Genomic DNA, 16,093 nt, shown 5'->3' with positions numbered 1-16,093 from the left:
CAGCGCAATGGAACGGATGGTGTCAACGTGAGATTCGACTCGGCCGATAGTTCCGTTCGCCTGGCCCGGACAAGGAGGCGCTGCTGATGAGGGCGCTGTCTGAACCGGGTTGGCTGGCGCTGCTGGCGGTGCCGGTTGCGCTGCTGGTGCTCTATGTCGTCGCCCAGATCCGCAGACAACGTCTGTTTCGTCGGTTCACCGGCCACACCGCGCCGCGCCGGTGGAAACGTCATCTACCGGTGGCACTCGGGCTGTGCTCACTGGTCCTGCTCACCGTGGCGCTGGCGGGGCCGACGCGCGAGATCCGCATCCCTCGCAACCGTGCGGTGATCATGCTCGTCATCGACGAGTCCCGGTCGATGGGTGCCACCGATGTCACCCCCACACGTCTGGCGGCAGCCCAGGACGCCGCCAAACAGTTCGCCGAACAGCTCACACCCGGGGTGAACCTGGGCCTGGTGGCTTTCGCGGGTAACGCTGCCCTACTGGTCTCACCGACGCCGGATCACGAAGCCACGGTGCAGGCCCTCGACCACCTGAGCCTCAACGACGCGACAGCCACAGGTGAAGCAATATTCACTGCACTGCAATCGATTTCATCTGTCGGCCAGGTACTCGCGGCCGATAACTCCGATGCTCCGCCCGCGCGGATCGTGCTCGAGTCCGATGGCGCGGCAAACAAACCCGCCAATCCCGACAACCCGCGTGGCGCCTACACCGCGGCACGCGCCGCGAAAGATCAAGGCGTGCCGGTGTCCACGATTGCGTTCGGCACCAAGGACGGCTGGGTCGCCCTCGAGAACAATCAGGTGCCGGTACCCGTCGACGAGGAGATGCTCAAGCGCATCGCCACGTTGTCCGGTGGTGAGTCCTACACCGCCACCGACATCGATGAGCTGAACCACAACTATCAAGCGATCCAGCAGCAGATCGGATATCAGACGATCAGCGGCCCCGATCGCGGCTGGTGGCTGCGGGCCGGCGCATTGGCCGCGCTCGCCGCCGCCGGGTGCGCGTTGCTGGTCAACCGCAGGCTGCCGGTGTAGCGACGCCGCCGATGCCGCGAGCAGACGTAAAAGTGCCCCAAATCAAGCGATCTGGGGCACTTTGCGTCTGCTCGGCAGAGATCTTTACAGCAGCGACAGGATGCGCTCGCCGACCTCGCTGGTCGAGAGCTTGGCGTCACCACGGGTGGCCAGGTGCTCGCTGACAGCCTTGTCGACCCGCGCCGCCGCGTCGGTTTCCCCGAGGTGGGTCAGCAGCAGCGCCACGCTCATCACCGCAGCGGTCGGATCGGCAAGACCCTGCCCGGCGATATCCGGAGCACTGCCGTGCACCGGTTCGAACATCGACGGGTTGGTGCCCGTCGCATCGATGTTGCCCGATGCGGCCAGGCCGATACCGCCGGACACCGCGGCCGCCAGGTCGGTGATGATGTCGCCGAACAGGTTGTCGGTGACGATCACGTCGAAGCGGCCCGGGTCGGTGACCATGTGGATGGTTGCGGCATCGATGTGCTGGTAAGCCGTCTCGACGTCCGGGTATTCCGCACCGATCTCATCGACGGTGCGCTTCCACAGAGAGCCGGCAAACGCCAGCACGTTGTTCTTGTGCACCAGAGTGAGGTGTTTGCGCCGAGCGCGGGCTTTCTCGAACGCGTAGCGCACCACGCGCTCCACACCGAACCGGGTGTTGGTGGACACCTCGGTGGCAACCTCGTGCGGGGTGCCCACCCGGATCGCGCCGCCGGTTCCGGTGTAGGGACCCTCGGTGCCCTCGCGCACCACCACGAAGTCGATCTCCGGGTTGCCCGCCAGCGGGCTGGAAACCCCGGCGAACAACCGCGACGGGCGCAGGTTCACATGGTGGTCCAACGCAAACCGCATGTTCAGCAGCAGTCCGCGCTCGAGCACACCACTGGGCACAGAGGGATCACCGATGGCGCCCAACAGGATTGCGTCGTAGCCCTTGAGCTCGTCGACAAAGCCCTCGGGCAGGGTCTCCCCGGTCGCGTGGTAGCGCCGCGCACCCAGGTCGTATTCCGTCCGGTCCACACCGGGCAGTACCGCGTCGAGCACCTTCAGTGCCTCGGCGATGACCTCCGGACCGATGCCGTCGCCGGCGATGACAGCGAGTTTCATGACAGGTCGACCACTTCCAGCGTCGTGGCGTCAACCGCAGCGGCGATCGCGGAACGCACATCCTCGGGCACATCGGTATCCAGCCGCAGCATCACGATGGCGCTGTCGCCCTCGACATCCTGGCTCAGCTGCGCGGCCAGGATGTTGACGTTGGCGCCACCGAGCAGGGTGCCGATCTTGCCGAGCGCGCCCGGCTGATCGTTGTAGTGGACGATGAGGTTGTAGCCCTCGGCCCGCAGGTCGAAGTTGCGTCCGTTGATCTGGACGATCTTCTCGACCAGCTGCGGCCCGGACAGGGTGCCCGCCACGTTCAGCGCGCTGCCGTCAGCGTGCACGACACGTACATCGACCACGCTGCGGTGGTTCGGGCTCTCGGTGGCGGTGCTGATCTCGGAGGCCACGCCACGGTCGGCGGCCAGTGTCGGCGCGTTGACGAACGTCACCTGCTCGTCGACCACCGCGGAGAACAACCCACGCAGCGCCGACAGCTTCAGGATCTCAACGTCTTCGGAAGCCAGCTCGCCACGCGCCTGCACGGACAGCGACACCGGGGCCGCGTCGGACAGGGCACCGGCCAGCAGACCGAGCTTGCGCACCAGGTCCAGCCACGGCGCGACCTCTTCGCCGACGGATCCGCCGCCGACGTTGACCGCGTCCGGCACGAACTCGCCGGCCAGCGCCAGCTTCACGCTGGCGGCCACATCGGTACCGGCCCGGTCCTGCGCCTCAGAGGTCGAGGCGCCCAGGTGCGGGGTCACGACAACCTGGGGCAGCTCGAACAGCGGGCTGTCGGTGCACGGTTCGGTCGAGAAGACGTCGAGGCCGGCGGCGCGCACATGGCCGCTGGTGATGGCGTCGGCCAGGGCCTGCTCATCGATCAGGCCGCCGCGGGCGGCGTTGACGATGATGACGCCCGGCTTGGTCTTGGCCAGGTTCTCCTTGCCCAGCAGGCCTGCGGTCTCCTTGGTCTTGGGCAGGTGCACCGAGATGAAGTCGGCGCGGCCGAGAAGCTCGTCCAGCGGCAGCAACTCGATGCCGAGCTGTGCGGCGCGGGCCTGCGAGACGTAGGGGTCGTACGCCACGATGTGCGCGCCGAAGGCGGCGAGGCGCTGGGCGACCAGCTGCCCGATGCGGCCCAGGCCGACGACGCCGACGGTCTTGTCGAAGATCTCGACGCCCGAGAACGACGACCGCTTCCAGGTGTGATCGCGCAGGGTCGCGTCAGCGGCGGGGATCTGCCGGGCCGTGGACAGCAGCAGGGCCAGGGCGTGCTCGGCGGCGCTGTGGATGTTGGAGGTCGGCGCGTTGACCACGAGCACCCCGCGGGCGGTCGCGGCGTCGACGTCGACGTTGTCCAGGCCGACGCCTGCGCGGGCGACGATCTTGAGCTTGGGGGCCGCGGCAATGACCTCGGCGTCGACCGTGGTGGCGGAACGCACCAGAAGCGCGTCGGCTTCCGGCACGGCAGCGAGCAGCTTCTCGCGGTCCGGACCGTCGACCCACCTGACCTCTACCTGGTCGCCGAGGGCGGCGACGGTCGATTCCGCGAGCTTGTCGGCAATCAAAACAACGGGAAGACTCACGCGGACAGCCTAATGTGTGGGCCCTACCACAGCCGAACCGCGTGCGGTGTACTGATGGGCGTGGACGTCACAATCGTCGGCAGCGGCCCCAACGGCTTGTCCGCCGCTGTCATCTGCGCCCGAGCCGGACTGTCGGTACGCGTGATCGAAGCGCAGCCGACCCCGGGTGGCGGCGCCCGCACCGTGAGCGACCCAGAGTTTTCGGGCGTCAGCCACGACATCTGTTCGGCAGTACATCCGCTGGCGCTGGCGTCGCCGTTCTTCGCCGCCTACGACCTGCAGGCCCGCGGGGTGCGCCTGGCCGTCCCCGAGATCTCCTATGCCAGCCCGCTGACCGACCGGCCCGCCGCGGTCGGCTACCGCGACATCGAGCGCACCTGCGCCGAATTGGACTCGGGAGATTCCTGGCGACGGCTACTCGGCCCACTGGCCGCCGATTGCGATGGCGTGGTGGGCCTCATCCTCGGCGACAAACGGTCGATACCCCCGTCTCTGGGCGCGGCGGTGCGCGTCGCACCCCGACTCCTGGCCCAGGGCACCCCGCTGTGGCGGTCACTCAAAGGCGAGGATGCCCGCGCACTGTTCAGTGGTGTTGCCGCACACACGATCTCAACAATGCCGTCCTTGGTTTCGGGAGGCGCCGGGTTGATGCTGGCAACACTGGGACACGCGGTGGGATGGCCCATCCCGCTCGGCGGATCCCAGGCCATCCCCGATGCGCTGATCGCCGATCTCACCGCACACGGCGGCGAACTGGTCCTCGGACATGAGGTCACCGAACCGCCGTCGGGAGTGGTCCTCTACGACACCGCACCGACCGCGCTGCTGTCGATCTACGGCCAGACCCTGCCGCCTCGCTACGCCCGGGCATTGGGCCGTTACACCTACGGGCCGGGGGTAGCGAAGGTCGATTTCGTGCTGAGCGGCGAGATACCTTGGCGTGACCCACGTCTGGTCCTGGCACCGACGCTGCACCTGGGCGGCAGCCGCGCCCAGATGGCGCTGGCCGAGTCCGAGATCGCCGCAGGCCGCCACGCCGAGTGGCCCATGGTGCTGGCCGCACTCCCCCATATCGCCGACCCCTCCCGCATCGATGACGCCGGCCGCCGCCCGTTGTGGACCTACGTCCACGTACCCAACAACTCCACGCTGGACATGGCCGAGACCGTCATCGGGATCTTCGAACGGTTCGCCCCGGGCTTTCGCGATGTCGTGGTCGCCGTACGCAGCGTGCCGGCGTCGCGGATGGACGAACACAACGCCAATCTGGTCGGCGGCGATATCGGGGTCGGCGGCAACAACATGGCCAGCGCTCTGCTGGGACCCACTCCGCGGTTCGATCCCTGGACCACACCGATCCCCAAGGTCTACCTGTGCTCGTCGGCCACCCCGCCCGGCGGTGGCGTGCACGGGATGGCCGGGTTCTACGCGGCCCGCACCGTCTTGAAACGCGAGTTCGGCATCAAGGATCTGCCTAAGCTGGCGCCATGACCACCACCCAGCCCAAGGTCGCCGTCATCTACTACTCCGCGACCGGCCACGGCACCACGATGGCCCGACGCGTCACCGCCACTGCGGAAGCCGCGGGTGCCGAGGTGCGGCTGCGCCCTGTTGCCGAGACCGCCGCCCCGGAATCCTTCGCCCACAATCCGGCCTGGACCGCCAATTACGAAGCCACCAAAGATCAACCGCGCGCCACCGGTGACGACATCGTGTGGGCGGACGCGGTGATCTTCGGCTCCCCCACCCGATTCGGTTCTGTCGCTTCGCAATTGCGGGGATTTCTGGACTCGCTCGGCGGCCTCTGGTCGCAGGGCAAGCTCGCCGACAAGGTCTACGCCGGGTTCACCTCGACCAACACCGCCCATGGCGGGCAGGAGACCACGCTGCTGACGCTGTACGTCACGTTGATGCACTGGGGTGGGATCATCGTGCCGCCGGGCTACACGGACCCGCTGAAATTCGTCGACGGCAACCCGTACGGCGCGAGCCTGATCGCCAACCACGACAACATCAGCGAATTCGACGACGCCACCTACGACGCGCTGGATCACCTGGCCCGTCGTGTGGTCAGCGTGACTGCGCGCCTGAGCTCCTGACGAGAACTGCTGCGCCGCAGCCCTGCCGGGACCGCTTAGATTTGAACGGTGAACACGGGCTTCGCGCGGTTGGTGGGAACCGTCCCGCACACGGATCCGATCATGACGTTGTTCGCGGTGGGTGACCTGGAGCTCTATCACGTGAGTCCGCCGTTGCACGGCTACAACGTCGTCGCCGCTTCACAACAGCTGTGGGCCATGCGCGCGCAGTGCATCTACCCGGATGGTCGGATCGAGCCGGCCGAGCCTGACGATCCGGTGTCGACCGAGCTCTACGGCGTGGTCGGTGAAGGTCTGCAGATCGACGGTACCGGGAAGCTGCCCGGAAGCGCCGACGGCAGGAACGTGTCCCGCACGCTGGCCGCGCTCGGCTACCGAATTGTCTAGAACGCGAAAGGCCAGTTATTGCACGCGCTTTCAATGCTTGCGTGCAATAACTGGCCAGTCAGCGTGAAAAATTAGGCCGTTTCGGTGATCGGCCGGTCGACCCAGCTCATCAGGTCGCGCAGCTGCTTGCCGGTGACCTCGATCGGGTGCTCGGCGTTGGCCTTGCGCAGCGCCTCGAGCTCCTTGTTGCCGCCCTCGACGTTGGCGACCAGGCGCTTGACGAAGGTGCCGTCCTGGATGTCGGTCAGGATGTCCCGCATACGCTGCTTGGTGTCGGCATCGATGACGCGCGGACCCGACAGGTAGCCGCCGAACTCCGCGGTGTCGCTCACCGAGTAGTTCATGCGGGCGATGCCACCCTCGTACATCAGGTCGACGATGAGCTTGAGCTCGTGCAGCACCTCGAAGTAGGCCATCTCCGGGGCGTAGCCCGCCTCGACCATGACCTCGAAGCCGGCCTTGACCAGTTCCTCGGTGCCGCCGCAGAGCACGGCCTGCTCACCGAAGAGGTCGGTCTCGGTCTCTTCCTTGAAGGTGGTCTTGATGACGCCGGCGCGGGCACCACCGATCGCGGCGGCGTAGGACAGCGCCAGGGCCTGGCCCTCGCCCTTGGGGTCCTGGTCGACGGCGATCAGGCAGGGCACGCCCTTGCCGTCGACGAACTGGCGACGCACCAGGTGGCCGGGGCCCTTGGGGGCGACCATGCCGACGGTGACGTTGGCCGGGGCCTTGATCAGACCGAAGTGGATGTTGAGGCCGTGGCCGAAGAACAGCGCGTTGCCGTCCTCCAGGTTGGGCTCGATGTCGTTCTTGAAGATCTCGGCCTGCGCGGTATCGGGTGCGAGCACCATGATCACGTCGGCCCACTTGGCCACCTCGGCCGGGGTGTCGACCTCGAGGCCCTGCTCCTCGACCTTGACGCGGGACTTCGAGCCCTCTTTCAGACCGACCTTGACCTGCACGCCCGAGTCGCGCAGCGAAAGCGAATGCGCGTGCCCCTGGCTGCCGTAGCCGATGACGGCGACCTTACGACCCTGGATGATCGACAGGTCCGCGTCGGCGTCGTAAAACATCTCAACTGCCATGCGAAATATTCCTTCTCTTTCTAGCTCTACAGCCGATTAACGCTACTTGACGTGCTTACTTCACTGCGCTGATACCACGGGGTCCGCGCGAGACCGACACCATGCCGGACTGTGCGATCTCGCGGATACCGTAGGGCTCCAGGACCCGCAGCAGGGCCTCCAGCTTCTCCGCCGTACCGGTCGCCTCGACCGTCAGGGACTCGGTCGAAACATCAACGACCTTGGCGCGGAACAGGTTCACTGCTTCGATGACCTGGCCGCGGTTGGTCGCATCGGCCCGCACCTTGATCAGGGCGAGTTCGCGCGAGACGGAATTGTCGTCCTCCTGCTCGACGATCTTGATCACGTTGATCAGCTTGTTGAGCTGCTTGGTGATCTGCTCCAGCGGCGATTCCTCGACGCTGACCACGATCGTCATCCGCGACAGGTGCTTCTGCTCGGTGGCACCCACAGCCAGGGACTGGATGTTGTAGCCGCGACGGGAGAACAGCGTGGCCACCCGGGCGAGCACGCCGGGCTTGTCCTCGACCAACACCGACAGGGTGTGGGTGGGGGTGGAGTTGCTCATCAGGCATGCCCCTCTTCATCGTTCTCGTCGAACAGCGGCCGGATATCGCGGGCCGCCATGATCTCGTCGTTGCTGGTACCGGCGGCGACCATCGGCCACACCTGCGCGTCGGCACCGACGATGAAGTCGATGACCACCGGGCGGTCGTTGATGGCCCGGGCCTGGTTGATGACGTCCTCGACGTCTTCGGCCCGCTCGCAGCGCAGTCCGACGCAACCCAGCGCCTCGGCCAGCTTGACGAAGTCGGGGATCCGGCGTGAGTGCGTAGCCAAATCGGTCTGGCTGTAGCGCTGGTCGTAGAACAGCGTCTGCCACTGCCGCACCATGCCGAGGTTGCCGTTGTTGATCAACGCCACCTTGATCGGTGCACCTTCGATGGCGCAGGTGGCCAGTTCCTGGTTGGTCATCTGGAAGCAGCCGTCGCCGTCGATGGCCCACACCTCGGCCTCGGGGCGGGCGAACTTGGCGCCCATAGCCGCGGGGACGGAGAAGCCCATGGTGCCCAGCCCGCCGGAGTTCAGCCAAGTCTTCGGGTTCTCGTACTTGACGAACTGCGCGGCCCACATCTGGTGCTGACCCACACCGGCGACGTAGATCGCTTCCGGTCCGGCGATCTGGCCCAGCTTCTCGATGACGTACTCGGGGCTGAGGCTGCCGTCGCTCTGCGGACCGTAGCTCAGCGGGTAGGTCGACTTGAGGCCCGACAGGTACTCCCACCAGCTGTCCATTTTCAGTGCGGCGCTGGTGGTTCCGTCGCGGCGCAGCACCTCGATGAGATCGGTGATGACAGCCTTCACGTCACCCACGATCGGCACGTCGGCGTGCCGGTTCTTGCCGATCTCCGCGGGGTCGATGTCGGCGTGGATCACCTTCGCCTCAGGGGCGAACGAGGACAGCTGGCCGGTGACCCGGTCGTCGAACCGGGTGCCCAGGGCGATCAGCAGGTCGCTCTTCTGCAATGCACCCACGGCGGCCACGGTGCCGTGCATGCCCGGCATCCCCAGGTGCTGCGGGTGGCTGTCCGGGAACGCGCCACGGGCCATCAGCGTGGTGACGACCGGGATACCGGTCAGCTCGGCCAGTTCGAGCAGCTCGGTACTGGCCTCACCGCGGATGACACCACCGCCGACGTAGAGCACCGGCTTGCGGGCCGCGGCGATCAGCTTGGCGGCCTCGCGCACCTGACGGCTGTGCGGTTTGGTGTTCGGCTTGTAGCCGGGCAGATCCATCTGCGGCGGCCACGAGAAGGTGCACTGGCCCTGCAGGATGTCCTTGGGGATGTCGACGAGCACCGCACCCGGGCGCCCAGAACTGGCGATGTGGAAGGCCTCGGCCATCACCTGGGCGATGTCGTCACCGTTGCGCACCAGGAAGTTGTGCTTGGTGATTGGCATGGTGATGCCGGAGATGTCGGCTTCCTGGAAGGCGTCGGTGCCGATCAGGCCGCGACCCACCTGCCCGGTGATGGCCACCACCGGGATGGAGTCCATCTGGGCATCGGCCAGCGGGGTGACCAGGTTGGTCGCGCCGGGGCCCGACGTCGCCATCATCACGCCGACCTTGCCGGTGGCGTGCGCGTAGCCGCTGGCCGCGTGGCCGGCCCCCTGCTCGTGGCGGACCAGCACGTGGCGCAGCTTCTGCGAGTCGAACAGCGGATCGTAAACCGGCAGCACGGCGCCGCCGGGGATGCCGAACACGACGTCGACGCCGAGCTCTTCCAGCGACCGGACGACCGCCTGGGCACCGGTGAGCTGCTGCGGAGCAACCCGATTGGGCTGCCCGGATTCTGATTTGGCCTTGGCTGCGCCATTGGCAGGCGCTGATCCCGACCGGGCCGGCGGTCGCGTTGTCGGTGCGCTCACGATGTCCTCTTCACGGTCTGCGTCACATTCCTGTTCAGGAAGTTTTAATTTTCCAATGATTCCGGTGCACTTGTGGGCAAACAAAAAACCCCCGTCAGCTGGCAGCTGTACGAGGGTGGCGCGTCGATGCGTTTTGCTATGCCCGGCAGAGGGCCAGCGCGGCATCAACGCGCCAACCAATTACTACGAGCAATCCGGGGGTCTGCATAGCACCCGACGGTAGCTGCCGTACAGGTTAAAGGTCAAATTGCCGCCGGAGACGGGGTGATGGGCGAGGACCGCACTTCGGCTGGTGCAAGGATGAACCCGTGAGCGCACGTTCGGCAACCGCCCCTGTCGTCATCCGGATATCGCCCATGGCGCACCTGGCAGTCGGCTTCCTGACGCTCGGCCTACTGACCCTGGTGCTGAGCAATCCGACTTCATTCTCGGTACTGCTGGTGATTCCGATTGCCTTGTCCACGGCCATCGTCCGGTACCGCACCACTGTCGATGCCGACACCGTCACCGCACGTTCTCTGACGCGCAGCCGCACGGTGCCGTGGGGCGATATCAAGGGACTGCGGTTCGACCGGTCGTCATGGGCGATTGCCGAGTTGAACGACGGAACCGACTTGCGCCTGCCCGCCGTGACGTTCGCCACGCTGCCGTTGCTTACCGAGGTGAGCGGCGGCCGAGTACCGAATCCCTACGCCTGACGGCTCAGCTCTGTCAGGCGAGCGGGTTGCCGCCGTTGAGCAGCACCCAGATGGCGATGCCGCCGGCCACTCCGAGCAACAGGGCCACGAAGGATCCGACGAAGGGTCGCCGGGCCCAGCCTCGACCGGCGTCGAATCCGTAGCGACCCGGGCCGGTCAGGATTATGGCGGCCGCGGCCACGACGACGATCATCCGGTATTCGGTGCCGTCGGTGATGACTTCCGAGAGCCGGGCCTGCTCATGGGCCGCCATCGCCGTGGCGAGCAACCCGTTGATCAGGTAGGCCAGTGCGCCGGCAGCCGCGATCGGCGTGAACAGCCCGAGAACCAGTAGGACACCGGCGGCGATCTGACCTCCGGTGGCCGCATAGGTCAGGATGTCGGCGTTCTTGAAGCCCATATCGCCCAGCGAGGCGTTGAATCCGTCCAGTCCCGGGCCGCCCCACCAACCGAACGCCTTCTGCAGGCCGTGGATGATCATCAACCCGCCGAGGGCCACGCGCAGGATCAGTAGACCGAGGTCCTGGGTGCCCCGCCGCCCGGCGGCCTTGATGCGGTCGTCGACGAATTCGTCGCGCTCGATCTCGGCCGGTTCGGCCGAGAAGGGTCCGATCGGGGCTGGTCCGCCCGGTTGCACATACGGCAGTGGCTCAGGGTCGGCGACCAGGCTGAACGCCGACTGGTCGCCCGATTTGGAGTCGTAGCGCGGAATCGCGGTGGTTTCGAAGTCCCCGCCGTACGCCGCCGACGGCAGGTCGTCCTCCGGGTCGACCAGGCTGGCTCCGGCCGGCCTGGCGGAATCGTCCGAGTAACCCGGTCGTTGCCAGGCTTGCGGGTCCTGCGAGTGACTGGTCACAGCTGCCAGGGTAAGTGCAAGGTCGGTCCGATCCTGGTATTTACCCCGGCGCTTCTGCCTGGTATCGGGCTGCTATGGATGCGGCACAAGGTGCCGACGTGGCGCGCACTGCCGAGGCATCCGTAATCTGGCGGGCATGAAATCGCGCCGGCGGATGACGGGGGTGGCCGCCGTTCTGTGTGCCGCGATGCTGGTCGGTTCGGGCTGTGCCCGTTTCGACGCGGCCCAGTCCGAGCCTTTCACCACTGCACCGAAGATGGAGCCGGGGCCGACCACGACGCCACCGCCTCCGCCACCACTGCCGGCCAAGCCGTTCCCCAAGGAATGCAAGGCAACGGGCGTGATGCAGGGCTGCCTGGACAGCACCAGCGGTTTGATCATGCTCCCCGACAGCCAGTCCGCCCTGGTCGGCGAGCGGCTCACCGGCGCGGTCAAGCAGGTGTCGGTGAAGGCCGAACCGAAGGTCAAGGTGATGATCCCGGTCGATCCGTCCGGTGACGGCGGTCTGATGGACATCGTGTTGTCGCCGACCTACGGCCAGGACCGGTTGATGTACGCGTACGTCAGCACGCCGACCGACAACCGGGTGATACGCATTGCCGACGGCGACGTGCCGAAGCCGATTCTCACCGGCATCCCGAAGGGCGCCAGCGGCAATATGGGGTCGCTGACCTTCACCAGCAAGACCACCCTGCTGGTGCAGACGGGTGATGCGGGCGATCCGGCACTGGGCGCCGATCCCGGATCACTGGCCGGCAAGGTGCTGCGCATCGAGCAGCCCACCACGGTCAACCAGGCCCCGGTCACCACGGCGCTCAGCGGTCTGGGCGCCGCCGGGGCCATGTGTGTCGATTCGTCGGACGGCTCGCTCTACGTCACCGACCGCACTCCGAGCGCAGATCGGCTGCAGCGGATCACCAAGGATTCCAAGGTGTCCACGGTGTGGACCTGGCCGGACCGACCGGGAGTCGCCGGGTGCGCCGCCCTGGAGGGCACGGTGTTGGTCAACCTGGTCAACTCCAAGAAGACCGTCGCCGTACGGCTGGCGCCCGACACCGGCGCGGTCACCGGCGACCCGGAGGTGGTCCGGGAGAACGTGCGCGGTCACGCCTGGGCGTTGCAGCTCTCCCCCGACGGCAACGTGTGGGGTGCGACGGTGAACCGAACTGCCGGAGATGCCGAGAGCTTCGATGACGTCGTCTTCCCGCTCTTCCCGCAGGGCGGCGGCTTCCCGCGCAGCAATGCCGACAACACCTGAGGCACAAGACATTTCGTCATAGATCGACCCTCGGGGCCTGACCGGGACCGGCTGAGTCAATGGGTCGAGATGAATACAACGTGCGTGATGCGCCCTTAGAAATGGTTCGCCTATCACGTACCATTGTCCGGGTGCCTGACCGCCAGCGCCGCAGATATGCACCGCGGCTACCGCGTGAAGAACGGCGCGAGCAACTGCTGGACGCGGCGATGACCGTGCTCCACGACTGCCCCTTGCACGAGCTGAGGATGGAGGCGGTCGCCGAGGCCGGCGGAGTCGGCAAACCTGTCCTCTACACCGCTTTCCGGACGCGCACCGAGCTGGTGACCGCCTTGCTCATCCGCGAACACCAGAACGGGCTGAGCCAGGTACTGAGCGCCCTGCCCAAGAAACTGTCCGTCGCGGGCCCGACGGACGCCTACACCGCGACCGTCACCGGGTTCCTGCGTTGCGTGTTGGAGAACCCGACGCGCTGGCGGCTCATCCTCACCGTGCCCGACAGCACTCCGCGGGACTACCGCGCGGCGGTCCGCAACGCCCGCAACCAGATCCTCACGCAGCTCGAGCAGATGGCGAAAGCCGGCATCGCGGTGGACCCCCGGCTTTCCGCGCTGGACCCCGAGCTGCTCGGCCACACCCTGCTCTCATTCGCCGAGATGCTGGGCCGACTGGCCGTACACGATCCGGACAACTACCCGCGCGAGCGACTGGAGCAATATGCCGCCGCGGCGATGACGATGTTCGCCGGTCCGGTGCGCTGACGGGCGATTACCCGCTCTGGCCGCACGCGGCCAGGACCAGCTCACGAACCCGGGCGGCGTCGGCCGAACCCTTGGTCGCCTTCATCACCGCACCGACGATCGCACCGGCGGCCTGGATCTTGCCGCCGCGGATCTTCTCCGCGACGTCCGGGTTGGCGGCCAGCGCCTCGTCCACAGCGGTCTGGATCACCGAGTCATCACGCACGAGCGCCAACCCGCGGTCGGTCATCACCTGCTCGGGTTCTCCCTCGCCGGCCAGCACGCCCTCGATCACCTGGCGGGCCAGTTTGTTGGACAGCTTGCCTTCGTCGACGAGCTTGACGACGGCGGCCACCTGGGCCGGGGTGATCGGCAGCGCGTCGAGCTCGATCTGGGACTCGTTGGCCTTCTGCACCAGGAAGTTGCCCCACCAGGCGCGGGCGGCCTCGCTGGAGGCGCCGTGTGAGACGGTGGCTGCCACCAGCTCGACCGCACCGGCGTTGACCAGATCGCGCATCACCTCGTCGGAGATGCCCCAGTCCTCCTGAATCCGCTTGCGCGCCAACCACGGCAGCTCAGGGATGGTCTGGCGCAACCGCTCGACCAACTCGGCGCTGGGAGCGACCGGTTCCAGGTCTGGCTCGGGGAAGTAGCGGTAATCCTCCGCGGTCTCCTTGCTGCGCCCCGGCGAGGTGTAGCCGTCCTCGTGGAAATGCCTGGTCTCCTGGGTGATGGTGCCGCCGGAATTGAGGACTGCTGCCTGACGGCGCATTTCGTACCGGACCGCAACCTCGACGCTCTTGAGCGAGTTCACGTTCTTGGTCTCGGTGCGGGTGCCGAACTCGGCGGCGCCGATCGGCTTGAGAGACAGGTTCGAGTCACATCGCATCGATCCCTGGTCCATCCGCACATCCGATACGTCCAAGCCGCGCAGCAGATCCCGCAGGGCAGTGACGTAGGCGCGGGCGATTTCCGGCGCACGCGCCCCGGTTCCCTCGATGGGTCTGCTGACGATCTCGATCAGCGGCACGCCGGCGCGGTTGAAGTCGGCCAACGACGTGGTCGCGCCCGCGATGCGGCCGGTGTCGCTGCCCAGGTGGGTCAGCTTGCCGGTGTCCTCCTCCATGTGCGCACGCTCGATCTCGACGCGGAAGGTGGTGCCGTCATCGAGCGGAACGTCGAGGTATCCGTTGATCGCGATCGGCTCGTCGTATTGCGAGATCTGGTAGTTCTTCGGCTGGTCCGGGTAGAAGTAGTTCTTCCTGGCGAACCGGCCCCACGGTGCGATGTCGCAGTTGAGCGCCAGACCGATGCGGATGGCCGCCTCCACGGCGGCCTCGTTGAGCACCGGCAGGGAGCCGGGCAGGCCGAGGCAGACCGGGCAGACCAGCGTGTTGGGCTCGGCACCGAACTGATTGGCGCAGCCGCAGAACATCTTGGTGGCCGTGGACAGCTCGACGTGCACCTCCATGCCCATCACGGGCTCGTAGGCGGCGATGACGTCGTCGTAGTCGACGAGTTCAGCGGTAGCGACAGACATGGTGTCGATCCTAGTTGGGCAGCTTTTCAGGCCAGTCCGGGGTGGACGCCGGGGATCAGACCGGCCGCGGCCGACAGCCGCCGCAGAATGTGTCGCAGCGCGGCACGTTCCTCATCCGACAACGACGCCGTCACCTCGTCCTCGAGCGCACGACCCGTGGCGTCCAGCGCCGGGATCAGCTCGCGCGCCCGCTCGGTCAGCGACACGGCGAATGCCCGCCGGTCGTCGGGGTGCGGCCGGCGTTCGACGAGCCCTTCGGCTTCCAATGTGTCGATCAGCGTGACCATGACGTTGCGGTGCAGACCGAGGCGTTCGTACAGCTCGCGCTGCGACTGCCCGTCGGCCGCGGCCAGCGCCAGCAGGACTGCGGTGGCCCGGGGATGCAGGCCCAGCGGTTCGAGGCGGGCCTTGAACCCCTCGGCCACATACGCGCCGAGTTGGGACAGCAGAAACGGTATGCGCTGGTCGAGCGCGGACACACCGATCGGTTCCTCAGCCACGCTGCGGACACTAGCACTGCCGATGATTGTCATCTACAGTGATTGTCACTATTAGTGACTATATCGGGAGTTCACATGCGAATCGTCATCTTCGGCGCCAACGGCGCAACCGGACGTCTGCTCACCCGCCGAGCCCTCGACGCCGGCCACACCGTCGTGGCGGTCACGCGCCACCCTGAACAGTTCCCGCTCACCGACGCCGCACTCACAGTGGCCGAAGCCGACGTACGCGACGCAGCAGCGGTCAGCGCCGTAGTCGAAGGCGCCGACGCGGTGCTGTCCACCCTGGGTGTCACGTTCACCATGGATCCGGTCGACACCTACTCGGTCGGGGTCGGCAACATCGTCACCGCGATGCGCGCCACCGGAGTCGACCGGTTGGCCGTCGTGAGCTCCACCGCGATCGCCGACTACCCCGGCCGAACCGATACGCCGCTCGCGCTGCGCGTGGTCCAGCCCGTGATCAGCCGCATCTTCGGCAAGACCCTCTACGCCGACATGCGCAGGATGGAGGACATCGTTACCGGCAGCGGACTGAACTGGACGATCGTGCGGCCGTCCGGGCTGTTCGACCTGCCCGACGTCACCGAATACATCGCCGGCCGGCGCGACCCGGTCGGCGCGTTCACGTCGCGCACCGATCTCGCCGACTACTTGCTGAAGGTGGCCGAATCACCCGAAACCGGTGCGACCGTGACGATTTCGACGACGGTTGACACCCCGTCCATGTGGCAGCTGCTACGCCGCGAAGCGCTCAAGAGCGCATGATCTCCGGC

16 protein-coding genes are annotated in these 16,093 nt (G+C 66.9%); 8 read left to right on the top strand and 8 right to left on the bottom strand.

What is annotated here, in order from left to right:
• The first annotated feature begins 86 nt into the window (after positions 1-86).
• Complete coding sequence (locus ACWEFV_RS00695) at positions 87-1,046, top strand: VWA domain-containing protein (protein WP_450068713.1); 960 nt, start codon at positions 87-89, stop codon at positions 1,044-1,046.
• Positions 1,047-1,130: 84 nt separating this feature from the next.
• On the opposite strand, the gene ACWEFV_RS00690 is transcribed toward ACWEFV_RS00695, so the two are convergent.
• Together ACWEFV_RS00690 and serA are read right to left on the bottom strand one after the other, a co-directional pair.
• The gene (locus tag ACWEFV_RS00690) at positions 1,131-2,141 is read right to left on the bottom strand and encodes a 3-isopropylmalate dehydrogenase (protein ID WP_135453573.1); all 1,011 of its coding nucleotides are present in this window, start codon (positions 2,139-2,141) and stop codon (positions 1,131-1,133) included.
• Positions 2,138-3,724 (bottom strand): phosphoglycerate dehydrogenase, encoded by a 1,587-nt coding sequence (gene serA, locus ACWEFV_RS00685; protein WP_135453572.1) that lies wholly within the window; start codon positions 3,722-3,724, stop codon positions 2,138-2,140. Before serA ends, ACWEFV_RS00690 begins: the two co-directional genes overlap by 4 nt.
• A 60-nt stretch (positions 3,725-3,784) precedes the next feature.
• On the opposite strand from serA, the gene ACWEFV_RS00680 reads away from it, so the two are divergent.
• From ACWEFV_RS00680 to ACWEFV_RS00670, 3 genes are read left to right on the top strand one after another with little or no spacing between them, the layout of a single operon-like run.
• Positions 3,785-5,215 carry a phytoene desaturase family protein gene (locus ACWEFV_RS00680; protein WP_450068712.1) on the top strand — a complete coding sequence of 477 codons (1,431 nt, stop codon included), beginning with the start codon at positions 3,785-3,787 and terminating at the stop codon, positions 5,213-5,215.
• Complete coding sequence (gene wrbA, locus ACWEFV_RS00675) at positions 5,212-5,823, top strand: NAD(P)H:quinone oxidoreductase (RefSeq protein WP_450068711.1); 612 nt, start codon at positions 5,212-5,214, stop codon at positions 5,821-5,823. Before ACWEFV_RS00680 ends, wrbA begins: the two co-directional genes overlap by 4 nt.
• A 48-nt stretch (positions 5,824-5,871) precedes the next feature.
• Positions 5,872-6,210, top strand: a complete 339-nt coding sequence (locus ACWEFV_RS00670; protein WP_450068710.1) for a hypothetical protein — start codon at positions 5,872-5,874, stop codon at positions 6,208-6,210.
• Positions 6,211-6,281: 71 nt separating this feature from the next.
• On the opposite strand, the gene ilvC is transcribed toward ACWEFV_RS00670, so the two are convergent.
• The 3 genes from ilvC to ACWEFV_RS00655 form a co-directional block, all read right to left on the bottom strand.
• Positions 6,282-7,283: a ketol-acid reductoisomerase gene (gene ilvC / locus ACWEFV_RS00665; RefSeq protein ID WP_210115643.1), complete on the bottom strand. Its 1,002-nt coding sequence runs from the start codon at positions 7,281-7,283 to the stop codon at positions 6,282-6,284.
• Positions 7,284-7,350: 67 nt separating this feature from the next.
• On the bottom strand, positions 7,351-7,863 hold the full coding sequence (gene ilvN, locus ACWEFV_RS00660) for an acetolactate synthase small subunit (RefSeq protein WP_135453568.1): 513 nt from the start codon (positions 7,861-7,863) through the stop codon (positions 7,351-7,353).
• Positions 7,863-9,725 (bottom strand): acetolactate synthase large subunit, encoded by a 1,863-nt coding sequence (locus ACWEFV_RS00655; RefSeq protein ID WP_450068709.1) that lies wholly within the window; start codon positions 9,723-9,725, stop codon positions 7,863-7,865. Before ACWEFV_RS00655 ends, ilvN begins: the two co-directional genes overlap by 1 nt.
• A 356-nt stretch (positions 9,726-10,081) precedes the next feature.
• Here ACWEFV_RS00655 and ACWEFV_RS00650 point away from each other — a divergent pair, with 356 nt between their 5' ends.
• The gene (locus ACWEFV_RS00650) at positions 10,082-10,423 is read left to right on the top strand and encodes a PH domain-containing protein (protein WP_450069243.1); all 342 of its coding nucleotides are present in this window, start codon (positions 10,082-10,084) and stop codon (positions 10,421-10,423) included.
• 13 nt (positions 10,424-10,436) lie between these two features.
• On the opposite strand, the gene ACWEFV_RS00645 is transcribed toward ACWEFV_RS00650, so the two are convergent.
• Positions 10,437-11,279 carry a DoxX family protein gene (locus ACWEFV_RS00645; protein ID WP_450068708.1) on the bottom strand — a complete coding sequence of 281 codons (843 nt, stop codon included), beginning with the start codon at positions 11,277-11,279 and terminating at the stop codon, positions 10,437-10,439.
• Positions 11,280-11,415: 136 nt separating this feature from the next.
• Here ACWEFV_RS00645 and ACWEFV_RS00640 point away from each other — a divergent pair, with 136 nt between their 5' ends.
• Complete coding sequence (locus ACWEFV_RS00640) at positions 11,416-12,537, top strand: PQQ-dependent sugar dehydrogenase (protein ID WP_450068707.1); 1,122 nt, start codon at positions 11,416-11,418, stop codon at positions 12,535-12,537.
• Positions 12,538-12,638: 101 nt separating this feature from the next.
• The gene (locus ACWEFV_RS00635; RefSeq protein ID WP_167857789.1) at positions 12,639-13,298 is read left to right on the top strand and encodes a TetR/AcrR family transcriptional regulator; all 660 of its coding nucleotides are present in this window, start codon (positions 12,639-12,641) and stop codon (positions 13,296-13,298) included.
• Between the two features lie 7 nt (positions 13,299-13,305).
• Here ACWEFV_RS00635 and gatB read toward each other — a convergent pair whose 3' ends face one another.
• Positions 13,306-14,817, bottom strand: a complete 1,512-nt coding sequence (gatB, locus tag ACWEFV_RS00630; protein WP_450068706.1) for an Asp-tRNA(Asn)/Glu-tRNA(Gln) amidotransferase subunit GatB — start codon at positions 14,815-14,817, stop codon at positions 13,306-13,308.
• A 26-nt stretch (positions 14,818-14,843) separates the two neighbouring features.
• Positions 14,844-15,317: a MarR family winged helix-turn-helix transcriptional regulator gene (locus tag ACWEFV_RS00625; protein ID WP_450068705.1), complete on the bottom strand. Its 474-nt coding sequence runs from the start codon at positions 15,315-15,317 to the stop codon at positions 14,844-14,846.
• Positions 15,318-15,392: 75 nt separating this feature from the next.
• On the opposite strand from ACWEFV_RS00625, the gene ACWEFV_RS00620 reads away from it, so the two are divergent.
• Positions 15,393-16,085, top strand: coding sequence for an NAD(P)-dependent oxidoreductase (locus ACWEFV_RS00620; RefSeq protein WP_450068704.1), 693 nt, complete (start codon positions 15,393-15,395; stop codon positions 16,083-16,085).
• Positions 16,086-16,093: the final 8 nt, after the last annotated feature.

The organism is Mycobacterium sp. NPDC004974 (assembly GCF_053600815.1).
The sequence above is the reverse complement of the archived record's forward strand: the minus strand, read 5'-3'. Positions and strand labels throughout refer to the sequence as shown.